At 52.9% G+C, this 19039-nt stretch carries 19 protein-coding genes, 1 tRNA gene and 1 pseudogene; 13 read left to right on the forward strand and 8 right to left on the reverse strand.

Features of this window, described 5'->3' with window-relative positions; genetic code table 11:
* The first annotated feature begins 64 nt into the window (after window positions 1–64).
* Window positions 65–694, forward strand: coding sequence for an ECs1377 family protein (locus tag HED65_RS04485; protein WP_114977607.1), 630 nt, complete (start codon window positions 65–67; stop codon window positions 692–694).
* A 252-nt stretch (window positions 695–946) separates the two neighbouring features.
* Here the strand turns inward: HED65_RS04485 and HED65_RS04490 are convergent, their stop codons facing one another.
* Window positions 947–1234, reverse strand: a complete 288-nt coding sequence (locus HED65_RS04490) for a helix-turn-helix transcriptional regulator (protein WP_317615652.1) — start codon at window positions 1232–1234, stop codon at window positions 947–949.
* Window positions 1235–1244: 10 nt separating this feature from the next.
* A complete protein-coding gene (locus HED65_RS04495; RefSeq protein ID WP_114977608.1) occupies window positions 1245–1490 on the reverse strand; it encodes a hypothetical protein in 246 nt (81 codons plus the stop codon).
* Window positions 1491–1737: 247 nt separating this feature from the next.
* On the opposite strand from HED65_RS04495, the gene HED65_RS04500 reads away from it, so the two are divergent.
* Window positions 1738–2424, forward strand: coding sequence for a replication protein P (locus HED65_RS04500; RefSeq protein WP_114977816.1), 687 nt, complete (start codon window positions 1738–1740; stop codon window positions 2422–2424).
* A 404-nt stretch (window positions 2425–2828) separates the two neighbouring features.
* Here HED65_RS04500 and HED65_RS23025 read toward each other — a convergent pair.
* From HED65_RS23025 to HED65_RS04515, 3 genes and pseudogenes are all read right to left on the reverse strand, one after another.
* Window positions 2829–2918 (reverse strand): annotated as a pseudogene (locus HED65_RS23025) (DUF4102 domain-containing protein); the annotation flags it as partial.
* Between the two features lie 163 nt (window positions 2919–3081).
* Window positions 3082–3156, reverse strand: a tRNA-Arg gene (locus HED65_RS04510).
* Window positions 3157–3231: 75 nt separating this feature from the next.
* On the reverse strand, window positions 3232–4161 hold the full coding sequence (locus HED65_RS04515; protein WP_114977610.1) for a formate/nitrite transporter family protein: 930 nt from the start codon (window positions 4159–4161) through the stop codon (window positions 3232–3234).
* A gap of 315 nt (window positions 4162–4476) precedes the next feature.
* On the opposite strand from HED65_RS04515, the gene mlaA reads away from it, so the two are divergent.
* Complete coding sequence (gene mlaA / locus HED65_RS04520) at window positions 4477–5229, forward strand: phospholipid-binding lipoprotein MlaA (RefSeq protein ID WP_114977611.1); 753 nt, start codon at window positions 4477–4479, stop codon at window positions 5227–5229.
* Between the two features lie 43 nt (window positions 5230–5272).
* Here mlaA and fadL read toward each other — a convergent pair whose 3' ends face one another.
* Window positions 5273–6619, reverse strand: coding sequence for a long-chain fatty acid transporter FadL (fadL, locus tag HED65_RS04525; protein WP_114977612.1), 1347 nt, complete (start codon window positions 6617–6619; stop codon window positions 5273–5275).
* Window positions 6620–6985: 366 nt separating this feature from the next.
* Here fadL and HED65_RS04530 point away from each other — a divergent pair, with 366 nt between their 5' ends.
* From HED65_RS04530 to sixA, 4 genes are all read left to right on the forward strand, one after another.
* A complete protein-coding gene (locus HED65_RS04530) occupies window positions 6986–7270 on the forward strand; it encodes a YfcZ/YiiS family protein (RefSeq protein ID WP_114977613.1) in 285 nt (94 codons plus the stop codon).
* A 184-nt stretch (window positions 7271–7454) separates the two neighbouring features.
* Window positions 7455–8765: an acetyl-CoA C-acyltransferase FadI gene (gene fadI, locus HED65_RS04535; RefSeq protein ID WP_114977614.1), complete on the forward strand. Its 1311-nt coding sequence runs from the start codon at window positions 7455–7457 to the stop codon at window positions 8763–8765.
* Window positions 8765–10912: a fatty acid oxidation complex subunit alpha FadJ gene (gene fadJ / locus HED65_RS04540; RefSeq protein WP_114977615.1), complete on the forward strand. Its 2148-nt coding sequence runs from the start codon at window positions 8765–8767 to the stop codon at window positions 10910–10912. The genes fadI and fadJ overlap by 1 nt, the downstream gene beginning before the upstream one ends.
* Window positions 10913–11121: 209 nt before the next feature.
* On the forward strand, window positions 11122–11607 hold the full coding sequence (sixA, locus tag HED65_RS04545) for a phosphohistidine phosphatase SixA (RefSeq protein ID WP_028016199.1): 486 nt from the start codon (window positions 11122–11124) through the stop codon (window positions 11605–11607).
* Between the two features lie 48 nt (window positions 11608–11655).
* Here the strand turns inward: sixA and smrB are convergent, their stop codons facing one another.
* Window positions 11656–12207, reverse strand: coding sequence for an endonuclease SmrB (gene smrB, locus HED65_RS04550; RefSeq protein WP_114977616.1), 552 nt, complete (start codon window positions 12205–12207; stop codon window positions 11656–11658).
* Window positions 12208–12352: 145 nt separating this feature from the next.
* Here smrB and prmB point away from each other — a divergent pair, with 145 nt between their 5' ends.
* The 6 genes from prmB to HED65_RS04580 are packed head-to-tail and all read left to right on the forward strand — an operon-like array spanning window position 12353 to window position 16904.
* Window positions 12353–13285 (forward strand): 50S ribosomal protein L3 N(5)-glutamine methyltransferase, encoded by a 933-nt coding sequence (prmB, locus tag HED65_RS04555; protein WP_008502612.1) that lies wholly within the window; start codon window positions 12353–12355, stop codon window positions 13283–13285.
* Between the two features lie 60 nt (window positions 13286–13345).
* Window positions 13346–14431, forward strand: a complete 1086-nt coding sequence (gene aroC, locus HED65_RS04560; protein ID WP_114977617.1) for a chorismate synthase — start codon at window positions 13346–13348, stop codon at window positions 14429–14431.
* A gap of 2 nt (window positions 14432–14433) precedes the next feature.
* A complete protein-coding gene (gene mepA / locus HED65_RS04565) occupies window positions 14434–15258 on the forward strand; it encodes a penicillin-insensitive murein endopeptidase (protein ID WP_114977618.1) in 825 nt (274 codons plus the stop codon).
* On the forward strand, window positions 15258–16067 hold the full coding sequence (locus HED65_RS04570; RefSeq protein ID WP_114977619.1) for a sulfite exporter TauE/SafE family protein: 810 nt from the start codon (window positions 15258–15260) through the stop codon (window positions 16065–16067). Before mepA ends, HED65_RS04570 begins: the two co-directional genes overlap by 1 nt.
* A complete protein-coding gene (locus HED65_RS04575) occupies window positions 16067–16612 on the forward strand; it encodes an elongation factor P hydroxylase (RefSeq protein WP_033146101.1) in 546 nt (181 codons plus the stop codon). The genes HED65_RS04570 and HED65_RS04575 overlap by 1 nt, the downstream gene beginning before the upstream one ends.
* A gap of 13 nt (window positions 16613–16625) precedes the next feature.
* Window positions 16626–16904, forward strand: coding sequence for a YfcL family protein (locus HED65_RS04580; protein ID WP_114977620.1), 279 nt, complete (start codon window positions 16626–16628; stop codon window positions 16902–16904).
* Between the two features lie 46 nt (window positions 16905–16950).
* On the opposite strand, the gene mnmC is transcribed toward HED65_RS04580, so the two are convergent.
* Window positions 16951–18948 (reverse strand): bifunctional tRNA (5-methylaminomethyl-2-thiouridine)(34)-methyltransferase MnmC2/FAD-dependent 5-carboxymethylaminomethyl-2-thiouridine(34) oxidoreductase MnmC1, encoded by a 1998-nt coding sequence (gene mnmC / locus HED65_RS04585; protein WP_114977621.1) that lies wholly within the window; start codon window positions 18946–18948, stop codon window positions 16951–16953.
* Between the last annotated feature and the right edge of the window lie 91 nt (window positions 18949–19039).

A 19039-nucleotide genomic window follows, 5' to 3' on the forward strand; every position in this document is an offset into this window, starting at 1 on the left:
GCATAACCATGTGTGCTGATAAAGTCTGTTTTATCGGCTAAAACGTGACTGACAGGAAGAACCGGTGACTGAGCGAATCGATTACCAGATTGAAAAGTACAGGTTTACAGAAGCGAATGAACCTTCCCGCCTCACAAAACAGTGGGATGATGTTTTGAGTGAATGCAGGGAGAGCAAAGCCGGAGCCGAAGAGCGTTTACGTATTGCCTTGCTTAATGTCGATTACGTTACCAGTTTCGAGCTACCTTTTCGTCTGCTGCTTGTGCGCACACCCCAGTTAATAGCCGGGATTCGAAACGAACTGGAACTCAGCCAGAAAAATGTCATTTTTAACGGTAAACGCTTCGGTTGTGTCTGGAGCGTGAAAACGGATCTCAGTGAAGTTCCTGATAATTATCAATACCGTCTCTCTACCCGCATACGGCGCCTTAGCCCAACCACCCACACCGCAGAACCCTTTTTGCAAATTGCCAAAGAACTTAAGTCTCCAGTTGAACGACTAAAGCGGGCGCTGCTAAGTGGGCTGGACGTTACTGCGCTTGATGCACTTTTTTGGTTTGGTATCCAACGAATTGCAGCTGAGGTGTCGCGTCTGAGAAAAACCGGAATGAGGATCACAACGGATGAAACATGGGTATTTGAAAATCTGACGGGAACGACCCGTCGAGTACCGGTTTATCGTTACGTCTTATAAATTTATCTTTAGTTGAGCAGTGAACTTAAAATCACTCGTTGAATTTAGCTGGCACTCATTTTAGAAAAAATAGTTCTTGAGAGGATGAGTATTGCAATATTTTATAATATAAATCAGTTTGTTAAGAGGTGAGATGAGAGCGCGTCATGGTGTCCCCTGCAGACATCACATAAAGCGTCTAAGTGCAGGGGATTTATAAGGAAATGCATGAGTGGAAAATATTATGCCCGCAATTATGCCCACAAATAGTGGTCATGATGCTTTTTTGAGGTCAGGAATGAAGCTGCGTTTCCATCCTTGATAATCACCATATAGCCATTTCGAAGAGCGGCCATATTTGATAGGAGGTGGAAAGTCGCCTTTCTGGATATGCTTGTAGAAGTAGCGATCTGAAAATCCAGAATCCTCCATTATGAATTTCATGTCAATGAGTGAGTCGTCGCGAAGTTCGCGCATAGGTTTCATCTCCGGATTGGGAATCGAACAGGGAAGTTGATTAAGTGCACAGGCCTCATCGAGTGTGAGGCTGTGTGATTCCATGGTTACTCCGTCATTCGAAGCGGATGGTTGAGCCTTTCCAGATACCTTTACAAACAGCGCCTCTCACCAGGCTGCCATTGGGTGACGTCGCGGTAAATTCAGTACGGTATATGTCATCCTTGCTGCCGCATGACAGCCATGCGTAACCACCAGTTTTTATTTTAGTGAATCCGTTATCTGATAATACCTTTGCAGCGCCGTCAGGGTCAGTGCATCCTGTAGCGAGCATAATTAACAGAAGTGCTAATTTCTTCATTATCTATCTCCAATAAAAAACCGCCATTGCGGCGGTCTAGTCGATGTGGGTGCAAATTTCATAACAAGTAGCAGCAGATTCATGCGTGATTCCAATTCGCTTAACCATCTCTGCAATCGCCTCATCGCGTTTCTTCTCTTCTTCTGAGCGGATATCAGAACAAACAATCTGCCAGCCGCCCAATTCAGAAAACGGCTGTTAACCAATCACACTGGAACGACAAAGACGAATGGGAGAACAACTTCCTATGAAAAACCTTGTCCAGGCGATTCACAATCGCGACAGCAACGCACTGGCTCGCCTTGCTGGAGAAAACAAAGAGTCAGATCGCGGATTGAGCGAGGGTGACGAAAAGTTGGTCGACCTGCTTTTTATCAACCTGAAACAGCTTTTCCCCGCTTCTGTAAGCACGATATTCAGAGACCCAAGCGCAGAAGATGCCGCAAAACGCCAGTGGATAGCTGCATTTGCTGAGAGCGGGATATGTACCAGAGAGCAATTACAGGTAGGGATGAGGCACGCCAGGGCAAGTGAATCACCTTTCTGGCCATCACCAGGCCAATTTATCTCCTGGTGCAATCAGCTAGCGATTCCTGGCTTGCCAGATACGAACCGGCTTTATGACATGGTTCTGGAGTACGAAGTTAAGCGCTCTCGTTATTCATCACCTGAGAAATATCCCTGGGAGAGCAACGCATGTTACTGGATGGTGACAAAGCTCTACGATGTGAAGCAGTCATTCAACCTGACCAATGCAGAGCTTCGAAAGCGATGCACAGAAGAATTGCGAAAAATGGCTCATCGCATTGAGTCTGGCGAAACAATCCCCGCGCCGGTTGTTCAAATTCCAAAACTTCACATCCCGCTCAGCAACGATAAAGGCCTGGCGAAAATCGCCGAGCTTCGTGCAAAGCATCGCCTGGGGAGACATTGACATGGATGCAGAACGCGAAAGATTCGAAGGTTTCTTCCGGAGCGTTTACCGCGAAAGATACCGACTGGAGAGAACCTATCTCGGCTATCAGGACCCATTCGTAAACACATTATTTTTCTTCTGGCAGGGGGGAAGATGAACGCACGAGACAAAATGCTTGCTCATCTCGAAACCAGCAAGCCAACATCATCATCTGAGTTTCACGCACTAACCAGAGCACCAAAATCCCGCGTTAACCAAATCCTCAAAGAACTACTCGAATCAGGCCATATAGAAATCGACAGCCAGATTAACAACCTCAAGCGCTACCGGTTAACAAGTCTCCACAGCAACCGTCGCCAGGCGATTCTTGACTACCTGGATGATGGCCACGAAGGAACCTCAGGGGATATATCAGCAGCTGGCGGCACGAACAGGAAAAGACCTCCGGCATCTGCGAGGCGATATGATTTTTCCGCAGGTTTTGCTGCGTCGATTTGCTTTACCGTAAGCATGTGGGCATAAATCCGTGGTCATTTTGCAGTGTGCCCACAATATGCCCGCAAAAGTTTGCTGTAGTCAATTCGCTTTGGTTCGCTTCGGTTGAGTATGAATGTCTAATTATAAAGGTGTGATGGGCGTTTGGTTCTGAAGCGGAGAGGTGGGTTCTGTTAAAAATGGTGTCCCCTGCAGGAATCGAACCTGCAACTAGCCCTTAGGAGGGGCTCGTTATATCCATTTAACTAAGGGGACGAGGCGGCACGAGTATAACGTTATTTACACTTTGCGTTAAGCGCATCACCGCCTGACTGCTCAAAGAGTCACCATTCAGGTCGATTTTTTTGTCGATTTATCATCATTTTCCCGTGCCTTAAGCTCTGCTTTGCGTTTGTTCGACATGTCGTTACGGATTTGCGCATGGCTTAACAGCGCGAAGATAAACGTCCCGCCGCAGATGTTGCCCGCGAGCGTCGGCAGAGCGAATGGCCAGAAAAAATCACTCCAGTGAAGCGTGCCATTAAAGACCAGATAGAGTATTTCAACGCTACCCACCACGATATGCGTCGTGTCAGCCAGTGCAATCAGCCAGGTCATCAAGATGATTACCACAATTTTGGCGCTGCCGGCTGAAGGGAACATCCAGACCATCGTGGCGATAATCCAGCCGGAGATGATGGCATTGGAGAACATTTCGACTGGTGTGTTTTTCATCACATCCATGCCAATTTTCACAAACGCATCGCGGGTGGGTTCATCAAATATCGGCATATATTCAAATGCCCAGGCCGCGACGCCTGTACCGATGATATTGCCCAGCAGGACCACGCTCCACAGACGCATCAGTAAACCGAAATTACCGAAGGTAGGGTTTTGCATTACTGGCAGAACGGCGGTAACAGTGTTTTCCGTAAACAGCTGCTGCCGCGCCATGATGACGATAATAAAGCCGAAGGTATAGCCGAGATTCTCAAGTAAAAAACCGCCGGGCACACCGTCCAGTTGAACATGAAAGATCCCTTTTGCGAGCAGAGAAGCGCCCATTGAAAGCCCGGCAGCGATAGCTGACCAGAAAAGGGCCATGGCATCACGTTCCATCTCTTTTTCGCCATCCTGGCGAATATGCTCGTGGATCGCCATCGCGCGGGAGGGGAGGCGATCTTCGTCAATTTCTATCTTCTCGCCGCGGGCTTTCTCTTCGCTCTCAATTTCAATCTTCTCGTTACTTTCATCCACTTTTTCTTCGCCTACTTCTTTCATAATCACTCCCGCAGGTTGATTTTCTTCTAAGCGTAGCGGTTTTTATTGGGCTGCCTGTGGGGAAGCTCTTAAATTGGTGGCAATAGCAACAAAGGCGAGACATCTCTTTCAAACACATTATAAAATTGCCAGCGAAACGAATTCCAAAAGCCAGGCTATGCTGAGATCAGAGTCACGCTGGTTACTGCCCGTAATTGTGCTCATAGACATCGGTAAACGTGCTGTTACAATCGCTTGCACGTTTACAGACGGAGCATTTAAAGGTTCCGTTACGGATGGCAATCAACGATAGCCAAACTGAACAGGGAGATATTTATGAAACTTCGGCTGTCGGCGCTTGCGTTGGGCGCGACGATGCTTGTGGGCTGCGCCAGCTCTGGAGAGCAAACGGGACGCTCCGATCCTCTCGAAGGATTTAACCGCTCAATGTATAGCTTCAACTACAACGTGTTGGATCCGTATGTGGTTCGCCCGGTGGCAGTGGCATGGCGTGATTATGTTCCGCAACCTGCGCGTAATGGGTTAAGTAATTTTACCAGCAACCTCGAAGAGCCTGCGGTTATGGTTAACTTCTTCCTGCAGGGTGACCCGTATCAGGGGATGGTGCACTTTACTCGCTTCTTCCTGAACTCCCTGTTGGGGATGGGGGGCTTCATTGATGTTGCAGGTATGGCCAACCCGAAACTGCAGCGTGAACAGCCGCACCGTTTCGGTAGTACTCTGGGGCATTATGGCGTAGGTTACGGCCCGTATGTCCATCTGCCGTTCTATGGCAGTTTCACGATTCGTGATGATGGCGGTGATATGGTGGATACGCTGTATCCGGTCCTGTCGTGGCTAACCTGGCCGCTGTCTATTGGTAAATGGACGGTGGAAGGGATTGAAACACGCGCGCAACTGCTCGACTCTGATGGTCTGCTGCGCCAGTCTTCTGACCCGTATATTATGGTGCGTGAAGCGTACTTCCAGAATCATGACTTTATTGCCAACGGCGGTAAGCTGAAGCCGGAAGAGAATCCAAACGCGAAGGCTATCGAAAACGAACTAAAAGATATTGATTCGCAGTAAATAAAAAAGGTGAGCGATGCTCACCTTTTTTGATCCCGCGTGATTAGAACGCGTAGTTGAAGTTAGTACCGAACAGCCAGGCTTTACCTTCAGAACGGAACTCGTACGGACCTTCTTTGATGGTCACGGTCTGACCGTGCATGTAAGAGGCACCTACGTCAACAGAAGCATCTTTATTGAACGCATAAGTCGCACCTGCGCTCAGCCAGAAGCGGTCCTGATCCGGGATAGAAATGGAACGGGTCTGAGCCGGAACCGGGCTATCATCAAAGGCGATACCGGTACGGAAGGTCCAGTTAGTATCGTAGTAGTAGGTGGTACCCAGCGCGATACGGTAAGAGTCTTTGAAGCTCTCATCCTTATAGAAAAGCGTCTGGCCATTAGAGCCGGTTGCTTTCAGCTCCTGGAACTGACTCCAGCTGGTGTAAGCCATGCTGTAGTGAATTGCCCATTGTGGCGCAACTTTGTTGTAACCTGAAACTTCCCACATTTCTGGCAGGTTAAGCGTCAGAGAACCCGGAATAGTTCTGCCACCGGTTGGATACGGGAAACCTGGGACGGCGGTGCTCATGTTGCTGTTGTAATCTCCGTCGAAGTCGATTTTAACTTCAGAACGGTAGGTCAAACCCCAACGGTTGTTTTTATCCAGCTCATACAGAATACCCGCGTTCCAGCCGTAGCCCCACTCGCTGCCTTTCAGGCGTGCAATCTGGGTATCGGCCGGGATGGCCGCCAGCTGTTGGGCTTTGGCAATGGCGGCTGGGCGTGCTGCTGCAGGCAGGTTTGGTACCTGAGAAAGGATCTGGCCGGCAGCCAGCATACCGGCGTCACCCGCATAGCGCTCGATTTTTGCGTCTGCGTAAACCGCATCAAAACCAAGACCAAAGCTCCAGTTGTCGTTCAGTCGATAAGCGCCGCTCAGGTTCAGGTTAACGGTAGTCAGGTCAGTTTTACCGCCCATCGTGCCCGCTGCATAGTTATCGCCATATTCGGTCGCCAGACCAAAGTTAGAGGTAACAGATGCCCCCCAACCAAACTGATCGTTAATAGGTGCAACGAAATGTACGTTAGGGACCCAGGCGCTTGGGGCGATATTATCCGCATCCAGGCTCTTACCGGACGGCGATTTACCAGAGATATTAACATCCGGGTCAATATAGACTGCACCGGCAGAGAACGTCGGGCGGTCAAACATCATAATCAGTGCCGGGTTACGACTCGCGTTACCCGCATCATCAGCGATGGCGCCTTCCCCGGAATATGCGCGGCCAAGGCCAGAGGAAGAAAATTCGTTTAACTGAAAGCCCGCTGACCATGCGGAAGTGGATACGAGTGCCACTGCGACTGCCAGCGCAGTCTTGTTGAACAGGGTTTTCTGGCTCATGACCATAACCTCATTGAGTTATTTTTATTCAATAATTGTTACATACCGTAACAGGAGCGCGAAGTGTAGGGTCTGAGGTATGACAGACAAATCAGACCAGTGGCCAGAGTATAGGTCTGACCAGCTAGAATGTTGCAAGTTTGTTTATTAATATTTTCAAACATGTTTCTTGAAACGAGATCTGGTTGGCAAAAATGTGACCATCGCGACTCACCCAAAAGGGTGGTTTTTGTTTTAGATCATTTTTTAGTGTGATATTGGTCACTTATCCGATTTTACGCCATTAACGGCTGGAGAGAGCCAGCGTCGGGGCGTAAAATATCAGCATCGTGTTTATCTCGCGTCCTGCGCGAATACAGAGGAAATTGAGCTATGAGTAAATGCAGTGCTGATGAAACCCCGGTTTGCTGCTGTATGGATGTTGGTACCATCATGGACAACTCCGATTGCACCGCCTCTTACAGCCGTGTATTCACCAACCGTACTGAAGCGGAAGAGACCCTGGTCGCGCTGAGCAAGCGCGCGCGTGATGTGGAATCCGAACCGTGTGAAATCAAGTCTACCTTTACTGAAGTGGAAGGCGGCGTGAAGCTGGATATCGACTTTGTGTTCGCCTGCGAAGCAGAAACGCTGATTTTCCAGTTGGGTTTGCGTTAATTCTTTTTGCCCGCTGGCATACCTCTCAAATGCCTCTGCCATGCAGAGGCATTTTCTTTTTCTTCTCTGTGTTTTAGCTCGCACTTTTTCGTTTCCCTGATTGGCTGAATGTAAAAAAATGGTTAAGACTATTATCAGGTCAGACCACTTTATGTTTGCGCAATAAATTTTACAGGGGAGTGTTATGAGTCAGGCATTACCGCTTATTACCCGTCAGGGCGATCGCATTGCCATTGTCAGTGGATTGCGTACGCCATTTGCGCGTCAGGCAACGGCGTTTCATGGCATACCGGCTGTTGACCTGGGCAAAATGGTGGTGGGGGAGATGCTGGCTCGAAGCGAAATTCCGCCAGAGGTCATCGAACAACTGGTTTTCGGTCAGGTCGTGCAGATGCCTGAAGCACCTAATATTGCGCGGGAAATCGTCCTCGGTACCGGAATGAATGTCCATACTGATGCCTACAGCGTCAGCCGCGCGTGTGCGACCAGCTTCCAGGCTGTTGCTAACGTGGCTGAAAGCCTGATGGCGGGCACCATTCGTGCCGGGATTGCCGGCGGAGCGGACTCCTCTTCAGTACTGCCGATCGGCGTCAGCAAAAAGCTGGCGCGTATCCTTGTTGATGCCAACAAAGCCCGCACAACCGGACAGAAGCTCAAACTGTTCTCTCGTTTACGCTTGCGCGACCTGATGCCTGTGCCTCCTGCCGTAGCGGAATATTCCACGGGGCTGCGCATGGGAGATACCGCCGAGCAGATGGCAAAAACCTATGGCATTACCCGCGAGCAGCAGGATGCGCTGGCCCACCGTTCACATCAACTGGCAGCGAAAGCCTGGTCTGAAGGTAAACTGGCTGATGAGGTGATGACCGCTTATATCCCGCCATACCGTGAACCGCTTGCGGAAGATAACAATATCCGCGGCACCTCGACGCTGGCGGATTATGCAAAACTGCGCCCTGCGTTTGACCGCAAACATGGCACGGTAACCGCGGCGAACAGTACGCCACTGACGGACGGCGCTGCTGCGGTGATCCTGATGACCGAATCCCGCGCGAAAGAGTTGGGTGTTACTCCCCTGGGTTATTTGCGCAGCTACGCTTTTACCGCCATTGATGTCTGGCAGGACATGCTGTTAGGACCAGCCTGGTCCACGCCGCTGGCACTGGATCGCGCAGGGCTGACGCTTGCTGATTTAACCCTGATTGATATGCACGAAGCCTTTGCTGCACAAACCCTGGCAAATGTGCAGTTACTGGCCAGCGAGCGGTTTGCGCGTGATGTGCTGGGCCGCGCCCATGCCACTGGTGAAGTGGATCAAAGCAAATTCAACGTGTTGGGTGGCTCCATCGCTTACGGGCATCCGTTTGCCGCCACAGGGGCGAGGATGATCACGCAAACATTACACGAGCTACGTCGTCGTGGTGGCGGGTTTGGCCTTGTTACCGCCTGCGCGGCGGGTGGCCTTGGTGCAGCAATGGTTCTGGAGGCTGAATAATGGATATGCCATCTGCATTTAATCTGACGGTTCGCCTCGATAACGTGGCCGTTATCACTATTGATGTGCCTGATGAAAAGATGAATACCCTGAAGGCTGAATTTGGTGTTCAGGTTCGCGCGATGCTAAAGCAGATCCGTGAAAACAAGGCCATTCGTGGTCTGGTGTTTATCTCTGCTAAGCCGGATAACTTTATTGCCGGTGCCGACATTAACATGATCTCCCGTGCGCAAAGTGCCCTGGAAGCCGAAGAACTGGCGCGTCAGGGGCAGCAGGTGATGGCGGAGATCAACGCGCTGCCGATCCCGGTGGTTGCCGCGATCCACGGCGCATGTCTGGGCGGAGGACTGGAGCTGGCGCTGGCCTGCCATAGCCGTATCTGTACCGATGATACAAAAACCATTCTGGGCCTGCCGGAAGTGCAGTTAGGGCTTCTGCCCGGCTCAGGCGGAACACAGCGTCTGCCACGCCTGGTGGGGGTCAGCACTGCACTCGAAATGATCCTGACGGGTAAGCAACTGCGTGCCCGCCAGGCACTGAAAGCTGGTTTGGTTGATGAGGTGGTTCCTCATTCCATTTTGCTGGAGGCCGCCGTCGAACTGGCTCTGAAAGGACGCCAGACCAAACGTACTCTACCTGTACGCGAGCGCGTTCTGGCCGGGCCGTTGGGACGTGCTTTGCTGTTCAGTATGGTCGGTAAAAAGACTGAACAGAAAACCAAAGGCAACTACCCGGCGGCGAAGCGAATCCTTGAGGTTATTGAAACCGGGTTATCACAGGGCAGCAGTAGCGGTTATGCCGCTGAGGCAAAAGCCTTTGGTGAACTGGCAATGACGCCCCAGTCGCTGGCACTGCGCAGCATTTTCTTTGCCAGCACTGAGGTGAAAAAAGATCCAGGCAGTGAGGCTCAACCCGGTCCACTACGCGCCATTGGCGTACTGGGTGGTGGACTAATGGGCGGCGGAATATCTTTTGTTACCGCAAGCAAAGGTAAATTGCCCGTACGTATCAAAGACATCGCTGCGAAAGGGATCAACCACGCGCTGCAGTACAGCTGGCAGAACCTTGATCAGAAGGTCAAACGCCGCCATATCAGGGCGAGTGAGCGTGATAAAACCCTGGCGATGATCTCCGGTACGACGGATTACAGCGGTTTTGCGCATCGCGATCTGGTGATTGAAGCTGTGTTTGAAGATCTGTCGCTTAAACAGCAGATGGTGGCTGACGTTGAACAACATTGTGCGGCGCACACCATTTTTGCCTCAAACACATCGTCATTGCCGATTGGCGATATCGCGGCTAAGGCTGCGCGTCCGGAGCAGGTGATTGGTCTGCACTTTTTCAGCCCGGTTGAAAAAATGCCGCTGGTGGAAGTGATCCCGCATGCGACAACCAGCCCGCAAACCGTCGCCACCGTGGTGAAACTGGCCAAAATGCAGGGTAAGACACCGATCGTTGTGGCGGACAAAGCCGGTTTTTATGTTAACCGCATTCTGGCCCCCTATATTAATGAAGCCATGCGGTTGCTGACAGAAGGCGAGAAAATCGAGCACGTCGACGAAGCACTCGTCAAGTTTGGTTTCCCGGTTGGGCCAATCCAACTTTTGGATGAGGTGGGAATAGACACCGGAACTAAAATTATACCTGTGCTGGAAGCAGCTTATGGCGATCGTTTTACCCCGCCTGCAAACATTGTTTCCGCAATTTTGAAGGACGATCGCAAAGGCAGAAAAAATGAACGCGGTTTCTATCTTTACGGCGCGAAAGGGCGTAAAAGCAAGAAACAGGTCGACCCTTCTGTTTATGGGCTTATTTCGACCACCGGTCAGGGAAAACTGTCTGCCGTTCAATGTGCTGAACGGTGTGTGATGATGATGCTCAATGAGGCGGCACGTTGCTTTGGTGAGCAGGTTATCAAAAGCGCGCGTGATGGTGACATCGGCGCGGTATTTGGCATTGGTTTCCCGCCATTCCTTGGCGGCCCGTTCCGTTATATGGATACGCTTGGTGCGGGTGAAGTGGTTGCTATTCTGCAACGTCTGGCCACGCAGTATGGTCCACGGTTTACACCGTGTGACGAATTATTGCAGATGGCGGAACAGGGCCAGACATTTTGGCCTGTAAGGGAAACTGTCCTCGTAAGTTGAGGTCAAAGAAGGGTAAATCCTGAAGTGAATGAACCTGTTTTGGCGATTTTGTAAACAGAGATTGACTATACTTACGCCATTGAGGTAAAAAACAGCGTTTCATTCACCGAATGGATCAGGCACAATGCCCGGCCATCGGGTTTTCTACCTCTCAGCATTTATCGCGGGTAGTTAACGCCGGTGATTCTGGTTAACAAAAGCGGTGCAATATGCAAGTTTTTATCATGCGTCACGGCGACGCGGCACTCGATGCCGCCAGTGACTCAGTACGTCCTTTGACTGTCTGTGGCTGCGACGAATCTCGTCTGATGGCGACCTGGCTTAAAGGTCAAAAAGTGGACATCGAACGCGTTCTGGTGAGTCCATTCCTGCGTGCAGAACAGACGCTGGACGTGGTAGGGGAGTGTATGAACCTGCCTGCCAGTGTGGATGTTCTCCCTGAACTCACCCCGTGTGGCGATGTAGGCCTTGTCAGCGCTTATCTTCAGGCGCTGTACAATGAAGGTGTCGCTTCCGCGCTGGTCATTTCTCACCTGCCACTGGTTGGCTATCTGGTATCTGAGCTTTGCCCGGGCGAGACCCCGCCGATGTTCACGACATCTGCCATTGCCAATGTCACTCTCGACGAAACGGGCAGAGGTACCTTCAACTGGCAGATGAGTCCGTGCAACCTGAAGATGGCAAAAGCTATCTGATGTGACGTGTGCTATAGCGGGGAGCAGAGTATGCTTCCCGCTGTTCTGTCAGGGCAATTCTGGCGGCTGCCACTCTTCTACTTCAATCAACACCAGCAATGCGGCATCTCCGCCGTACTCTTTGGGTGCCTGATGAAAAGCCATCACGTGTGGATGTTGAGCCAGCCACAGGGGGGTTTGTTGCTTGAGAATATGTTTTCCGTGGCCGTGCATAACGCAGGCGCAAAAAACATGTTCACGGCGACAGGCTGCGATTAAGGCTCCTAGCTCCTGCTTTGCCTGCATCTGCGTCAAACCATGCAGATCAAGAAACAGCTCGGGTGAATAATCCCCACGGCGTAATTTTTTTAGCTCAAAATGGCTGACGTCTTCACGTACATACTTCACCGCCCCTTGCGTATTGAGCAGTGGCTGAAATTCATCTGAAAAATAGTGGCTGTTATCGGCCTGCTCCTGCAGCAACCGTTTGACCGGTACTTCGCTGATTTTTTTACGTTGCGGGCGATGGACAATGGTGTCCTGCGCGATTTTACGCGTCCCGGTCATTAGCTGTCGGAAGAGTGCTTGATCCTCCTCGCTGAGCGATGTTCTCTTTTTCATTTGTCATTCTCATCTCGTATTTCCGATAGTGTACCCGACTAAACGCATTTTTTAACCTCAAGCGGCACGCGTCATTGCTGATTTATCGCCGTCTTCATGGCAAACTAGCCGCCGAAAATTATGCGAGCATGCCCTGGAGGAAAGAGTGGATAAAATTTTTGTCGATGAAGCAGTAAACGAGCTGCATACCATACAGGACATGTTGCGCTGGTCGGTTAGCCGCTTCAGCGCCGCCAATATCTGGTACGGTCACGGTACCGATAACCCGTGGGATGAGGCTGTTCAGCTGGTGCTGCCCTCTCTCTATCTGCCGCTGGATATTCCTGAAGATATGCGCACTGCGCGCCTGACCTCCAGCGAAAAACACCGCATTGTTGAACGTGTGATCCGCCGCGTGAACGAGCGTATTCCGGTCGCCTACCTGACCAACAAAGCCTGGTTCTGCGGCCACGAGTTCTATGTCGATGAACGCGTGCTGGTGCCGCGCTCGCCAATTGGTGAGCTGATCAATAACCACTTTGAAGGTCTGATCGGCCATCAGCCACAACACATTCTGGATATGTGTACCGGTAGCGGCTGTATCGCAATCGCCTGCGCGTATGCTTTCCCGGAAGCGGAAGTGGACGCAGTGGATATTTCCACCGACGCGCTGGCTGTGACCGAGCACAACATTGAAGAACATGGTTTGATTCACCACGTTACGCCAATCCGCTCAGATCTGTTCCGTGATCTGCCAACGCTACAATACGATCTGATCGTTACTAACCCGCCGTATGTTGATGCGGAAGACATGTCCGATCTGCCGAACGAATATCGCCACGAGCCGGAACTGGGTCTGGCTTCGGGTTCTGACGGCCTGAAACTGACGCGTCGCATCCTGGCCTGCGCGCCGGATTATCTGACCGACGACGGTGTTCTGATTTGTGAAGTAGGCAACAGCATGGTACATCTGATAGAGCAGTACCCGGATGTGCCGTTCACCTGGCTTGAGTTCGACAACGGCGGTGACGGCGTCTTTATGCTGACCAAAGCGCAACTGCTCGACGCGCGTGAACACTTCAGTATCTATAAAGATTAATCCAGCGGGCTTCGGCCCGTTTCACAATGCTCAAACACAAACAACAACATCGGAGCCGTGATGGCAGGAAACAGTATTGGACAGTTATTCCGTGTGACCACTTTTGGTGAATCACACGGGCTGGCATTGGGTTGTATCGTTGATGGCGTCCCGCCAGGCATCGAACTGACCGAAGCCGATTTACAGCACGATCTTGACCGTCGTCGTCCGGGCACCTCTCGCTACACCACGCAGCGTCGCGAGCCGGACCAGGTTAAAATTCTCTCCGGCGTCTTTGAAGGCCGCACCACCGGGACCAGCATCGGTCTGCTGATCGAAAACACCGATCAGCGTTCTCAGGACTACGGTGCTATCAAGGACGTGTTCCGTCCAGGCCATGCTGACTACACCTACGAGCAAAAGTACGGCTTCCGTGACTATCGCGGCGGTGGACGTTCTTCCGCGCGTGAAACCGCGATGCGCGTGGCCGCAGGGGCGATTGCCAAGAAATACCTGCAGCAGAAGTTTGGCATCGTGATCCGTGGCTGTCTGACACAGATGGGCGACATTCCGCTGGCAATCAAAGACTGGGAGCAGGTTGAACAGAACCCGTTCTTCTGTGCTGATGTCGATAAGCTGGAGGCGCTGGACGAACTGATGCGCGGCCTGAAAAAAGAGGGCGACTCCATTGGTGCAAAAGTCACCGTGGTGGCGGACGGCGTGCCGCCGGGCTGGGGCGAGCCGGTATTTGACCGTCTCGACGCCGATATCGCCCACGCGCTGATGAGCATTAACGCGGTGAAGGGCGTAGAGATTGGCGACGGTTTTGACGTGGTTCAGCTTCGTGGCAGCCAGAACCGCGACGAAATCACTAAAGCCGGTTTCCAGAGCAACCATGCGGGTGGCATTCTCGGCGGGATCAGCAGCGGGCAGCAGATTGTTGCCAACATCGCACTGAAGCCGACCTCCAGTATCACGGTGCCGGGCCACACGATTAACCGCGATGGCGAAGAAGTTGAGATGATCACCAAAGGACGTCACGATCCGTGCGTGGGGATCCGCGCGGTGCCGATCGCCGAGGCGATGCTGGCGATCGTACTGATGGATCACTTCCTGCGCCAGCGCGCGCAGAATGCGGATGTGACGACCACCATTCCACGCTGGTAAACATGAAAAAAACCGCAATTGCTCTGCTGGCGCTGCTTGCCAGTGGAGCCAGTCAGGCTGCGACGCCATGGCAAAAAATCACCCACCCGGTGTCGGGGAGCGCGCAGTCCATTGGCGCCTTTTCGAACGGCTGTATCGTCGGTGCCCAGGAGCTTCCGCTGCAGTCCGATACCTACCAGGTGATGCGTACCGATCAGCGTCGTTATTTCGGCCACCCGGATCTGGTGTTGTTCATCCAGCGTCTGGGGAACCAGGTGCATAACCTGGGGTTGGGCACGATGTTGATTGGCGATATGGGGATGCCTGCTGGTGGTCGTTTTAACAGTGGGCACGCCAGTCACCAGACCGGACTGGATGTCGATATCTTCCTGCAACTGCCGAAAGCGCGCTGGACGTCTTCCCAACTGTTAAAACCGCAGGCGCTGGATCTGGTGGCAAGCGACGGTAAAAACGTTGTGCCTTCGCTGTGGTCGCAGGATGTCTTCAGTTTGATCAAGCTGGCGGCAAAAGATAACGACGTCACGCGGATTTTCGTCAACCCGGCTATCAAACAGCAGCTCTGCCTGGATGCCGGAACCGATCGTGACTGGCTGCGCAAAGTCCGCCCGTGGTTCCAGCACCGTGCTCACATGCACGTGCGTCTGCGTTGCCCGGCGAACAGCCTGGAATGTGAAGATCAGCCGCTACCGCCGTCGGGCGATGGCTGCGGATATGAACTGCAAAGCTGGTTTGAGCCAGCCAAACCTGGAACCTCTAAGCCTGAGAAGAAGACACCGCCTCCGTTGCCGCCTTCCTGCCAGGCGCTACTGGATGAGCATGTACTTTAATGGATAATTTCGTCGATCTGTTTATGGTGTCGCCGCTGCTGCTGGTGGTGCTGTTCTTTGTGGCCATGCTGGCCGGTTTTATCGATGCTCTTGCGGGCGGCGGTGGGCTGTTAACCGTACCCGCGCTACTGGCGGCGGGCATGAGCCCGGCGCAGGCTCTGGCCACGAATAAGCTGCAGGCTTGCGGCGGTTCACTCTCGGCATCGCTCTATTTTATCCGCCGTAAGGTGGTGAGCCTTGCCGATCAGAAGCTCAATATCCTGATGACCTTTATTGGCTCGACGTCGGGCGCGCTGCTGGTCCAGCACGTGCAGTCCGACATTTTGCGCCAGATCCTGCCGATTCTGGTCATCTGCATCGGGCTTTACTTCTTGCTGATGCCAAAACTCGGTGAAGAAGATCGCCAGCGTCGTCTGTACGGTCTGCCATTTGCTCTGATTGCCGGTGGCTGTGTGGGTTTTTACGACGGTTTCTTCGGCCCGGGGGCCGGTTCATTTTATGCGCTGGCGTTCGTGACGCTGGCCGGCTTTAACCTTGCCAAATCAACCGCCCATGCCAAAGTGCTCAACGCAACCTCAAACCTCGGTGGCCTGTTGCTGTTTATCATCGGCGGCAAGGTTATCTGGGCAACCGGGTTTGTGATGATGGCGGGGCAGTTCCTGGGCGCGCGTGCAGGCTCGCGTCTGGTGTTAAGCAAAGGACAAAAACTTATCCGCCCAATGATTGTTATCGTCTCGGCGGTAATGAGCGCCAAACTTCTTTATGACAGCCATGGACAGGAGATCCTCACCTGGTTGGGGATGCACTAATGAACAGTACGCATAAATACGAACAGCTGATTGAGATTTTTGACGGCTGTTTTGCTGACGATTTTAATACCCGTCTGATTAAAGGCGACGACGAACCGATCTATCTTCCCGCTGATGCTGAAGTGCCGTATAACCGCATCGTTTTTGCTCACGGTTTTTACGCCAGCGGATTGCACGAGATTTCGCACTGGTGCATCGCCGGAAAAGCGCGTCGCGAGCTGGTGGACTTCGGCTACTGGTACTGCCCGGACGGACGTGACGCGGCGACGCAGGGGCAGTTTGAAGATGTGGAAGTCAAACCGCAGGCGCTGGAATGGTTATTCTGCGTCGCGGCGGGTTTCCCGTTCAACGTGAGCTGTGACAACCTCGAAGGCGACTTCGAGCCAGACCGTATCGTGTTCCAGCGCCGCGTTCATGCGCAGGTGATGGAATATCTTGAGAAAGGCATTCCGGAACGTCCGGCGCGCCTGATCGAGGCTTTACAGAATTATTACCACACGCCGGTGATCACGGCGGAATGCTTCCCCTGGCCGGAAGATCTTTAACTGAGGAAAGAAGATGATCGCAGAATTTGAATCACGCATTCTGGCGTTAATTGATGACATGGTGGAACACGCCAGTGATGATGAGCTGTTCGCCAGCGGTTATCTGCGTGGTCACCTGACGTTGGCTGTTGCGGAGCTGGAGGCCGGGGACGATCACACTGCCGAGGCCATTCACGATGAAGTGACCCGCAGTCTGGAGAAAGCTATTCAGGCAGGAGAACTCTCTCCTCGCGATCAGTCACTGGTGCTGGGTATGTGGGACAATTTGTTCCAGCAGGCGAAAGCGAAGTAATTGTTTCTAAGCCCTCTCCCGGTGGGAGAGGGCTCCAGACCACACCCTATTTAACCTTCTTCCCCTTCAGCAGTTTCCGCACCCACAGTCGGTTTGGATTGAGCCCTGCAAGCGTAACCCTGTCCAGCGGAATCGGCTCGTCGCTCATTTGCGCGGCTAAAACTTCTGCCAGCAGCGGTGCAGAACACAGCCCGCGAGAACCTAGCCCGCCCAGCATAAACAGCTCCGGATACACCGGTGAGGCCACCGCCGTTTCCTTGCGTTCAGCCAGATCCTGATAGGCCTCAAGCGTCGCGTTGTAGTCCGGCACATTCCCCGCCATAGGCAGATGGTCGCGGGTGGCACAGCGCACGCCGCAGCGCGCTTCACCCTCACTGACATCAACCTCTTTCGCCCACGCTGCATCCGGGAAACAGTCAATCAGTCGCTGGCGGTTTTGCTGCTGATCCGCATCGCTGTAGTGCATATCCGTTTCGCCACGATGGTAGCTGGCACCGATGCAATGATTCCCGTTAGACGGGTTTTTTGGCGTCAGATAACCGTCATAGCACAACACCTGACGCAGCTTGCTCAGTTCTGGCGCGGTCGGGATATGGCTCACCTGGCCGCCGACCGGATAAACCGGCAACGTCTCTGTCTGGACAAACTGACTGATGTGATGCCCGTTTGCCAGCACAACGCTGGCATGACTCGCCTTTTTGCCATCAGCAAAACGGAGATTCCAGTGATCTGTGCGGCTCAGCGATTCAACCTTGTGAGCATAATGTGCCGTCAGCCCGTGTGATTGCGCCAGGGCAATGACCGCCGCGGTCAGTTCTGCCGGGCACAACCAGCCGCCGAGCGGATACTGAATACCTCCACAGCCGGTGTCTACGCCAGCTGTGTCTGCCACCTCTTGCGTACTTACCGCGCGGGCAATCTCGTCAGGCAGACCCAGCGACAGCATCTGCGTGATTTTTTGCTGGCTCTTTTCATCCCAGCCGAGTTGGGTCACGCCGCACCAGTCATGGTCGAATGCCACTGGCAGGGCGTCATACAGATGACGGGCAAAGATAAAGGCTGCCGGGAAAAACTGGCTCAGTGCCGGGTCGTGAGCGCTTAAAAGGGGATAGAGTGCCCCCTGACGGTTGCCGGAAGCCCCCTTTGCTGGCACATCGTCAGCACAGTAGAGTGTGACCTGCCAGCCCCGGTGGAGAAGGGCGAGAGAAAGCAGGGCGCTGGCGATCCCTCCGCCGACTATCGCCACCTCTCGCGATGCGCTGGCGCGACGTGCAAACCAGGGTGCCTGAGCGGGAATGTCCAGCGTCTGATCCATCCTGCCGACCAGCATGTCGCGCTTGCGGCCAAAACCTTTGGTCTTCTGCATGGTAAAGCCCGCGTCCTGCAACCCCCGGCGGACAAACCCTGCCGAGGTAAAGGTGGCGAGCGTTGCGCCAGGGCGGGCCAGCCGCGCCATCGCGGTGAACAGATGCTGACTCCACATATCCGGGTTTTTGGCAGGTGCAAAGCCGTCCAGGAACCATGCATCTACCTTCTGATTCATCGAATCATCGAGCTTATCGGTCAGTTCATTGATGTCGCCAAGCCACAGATCCAGTGTGATTCTTCCGCCGTCCAGCAGTAAACGGTGACAGCCACCGATATGAGGCGGCCACTGTGCCTGAAGTTGCTCTGCCCACGGTGCAAGTTCCGGCCAGTGCTGATGGGCGAGCCGCAGATCATGCGCCGTGAGCGGGAATTTTTCGAAACTGATGAAATGTAATCTTTGTAGCGTAGCCTCAGGGTGAGCAGCGTGAAACTGATCGAACGCCTGCCAGAGGGTCAGAAAATTCAGCCCGGTACCGAAGCCGCTTTCCGCGACCACGAACAGATTCCGTGGATGTACAGGGAAGCGAATGCTGAGCTGGTTTCCGTCGAGGAAAACATAGCGGGTTTCTTCCAGTCCGTTATCATTAGAAAAATAGACGTCATCAAAATCTCGGGAAACAGGTGTACCCTCAGCGTTGAATTCGAGGTTGGCGGGTTGTATAGCATTTTGTTTCACGTAAGTTACTCGTCTGACAGGCAGTGGCACGATCTTAACGATGTGAGCCCATCGGTGCAAATTTCCGCAGAAAATGGCTGATCGGACTTGT

Origin of the sequence: Pantoea sp. LS15, from assembly GCF_012241585.1 — a bacterium.
Taxonomy (GTDB): Bacteria; Pseudomonadota; Gammaproteobacteria; order Enterobacterales; family Enterobacteriaceae; genus Enterobacter.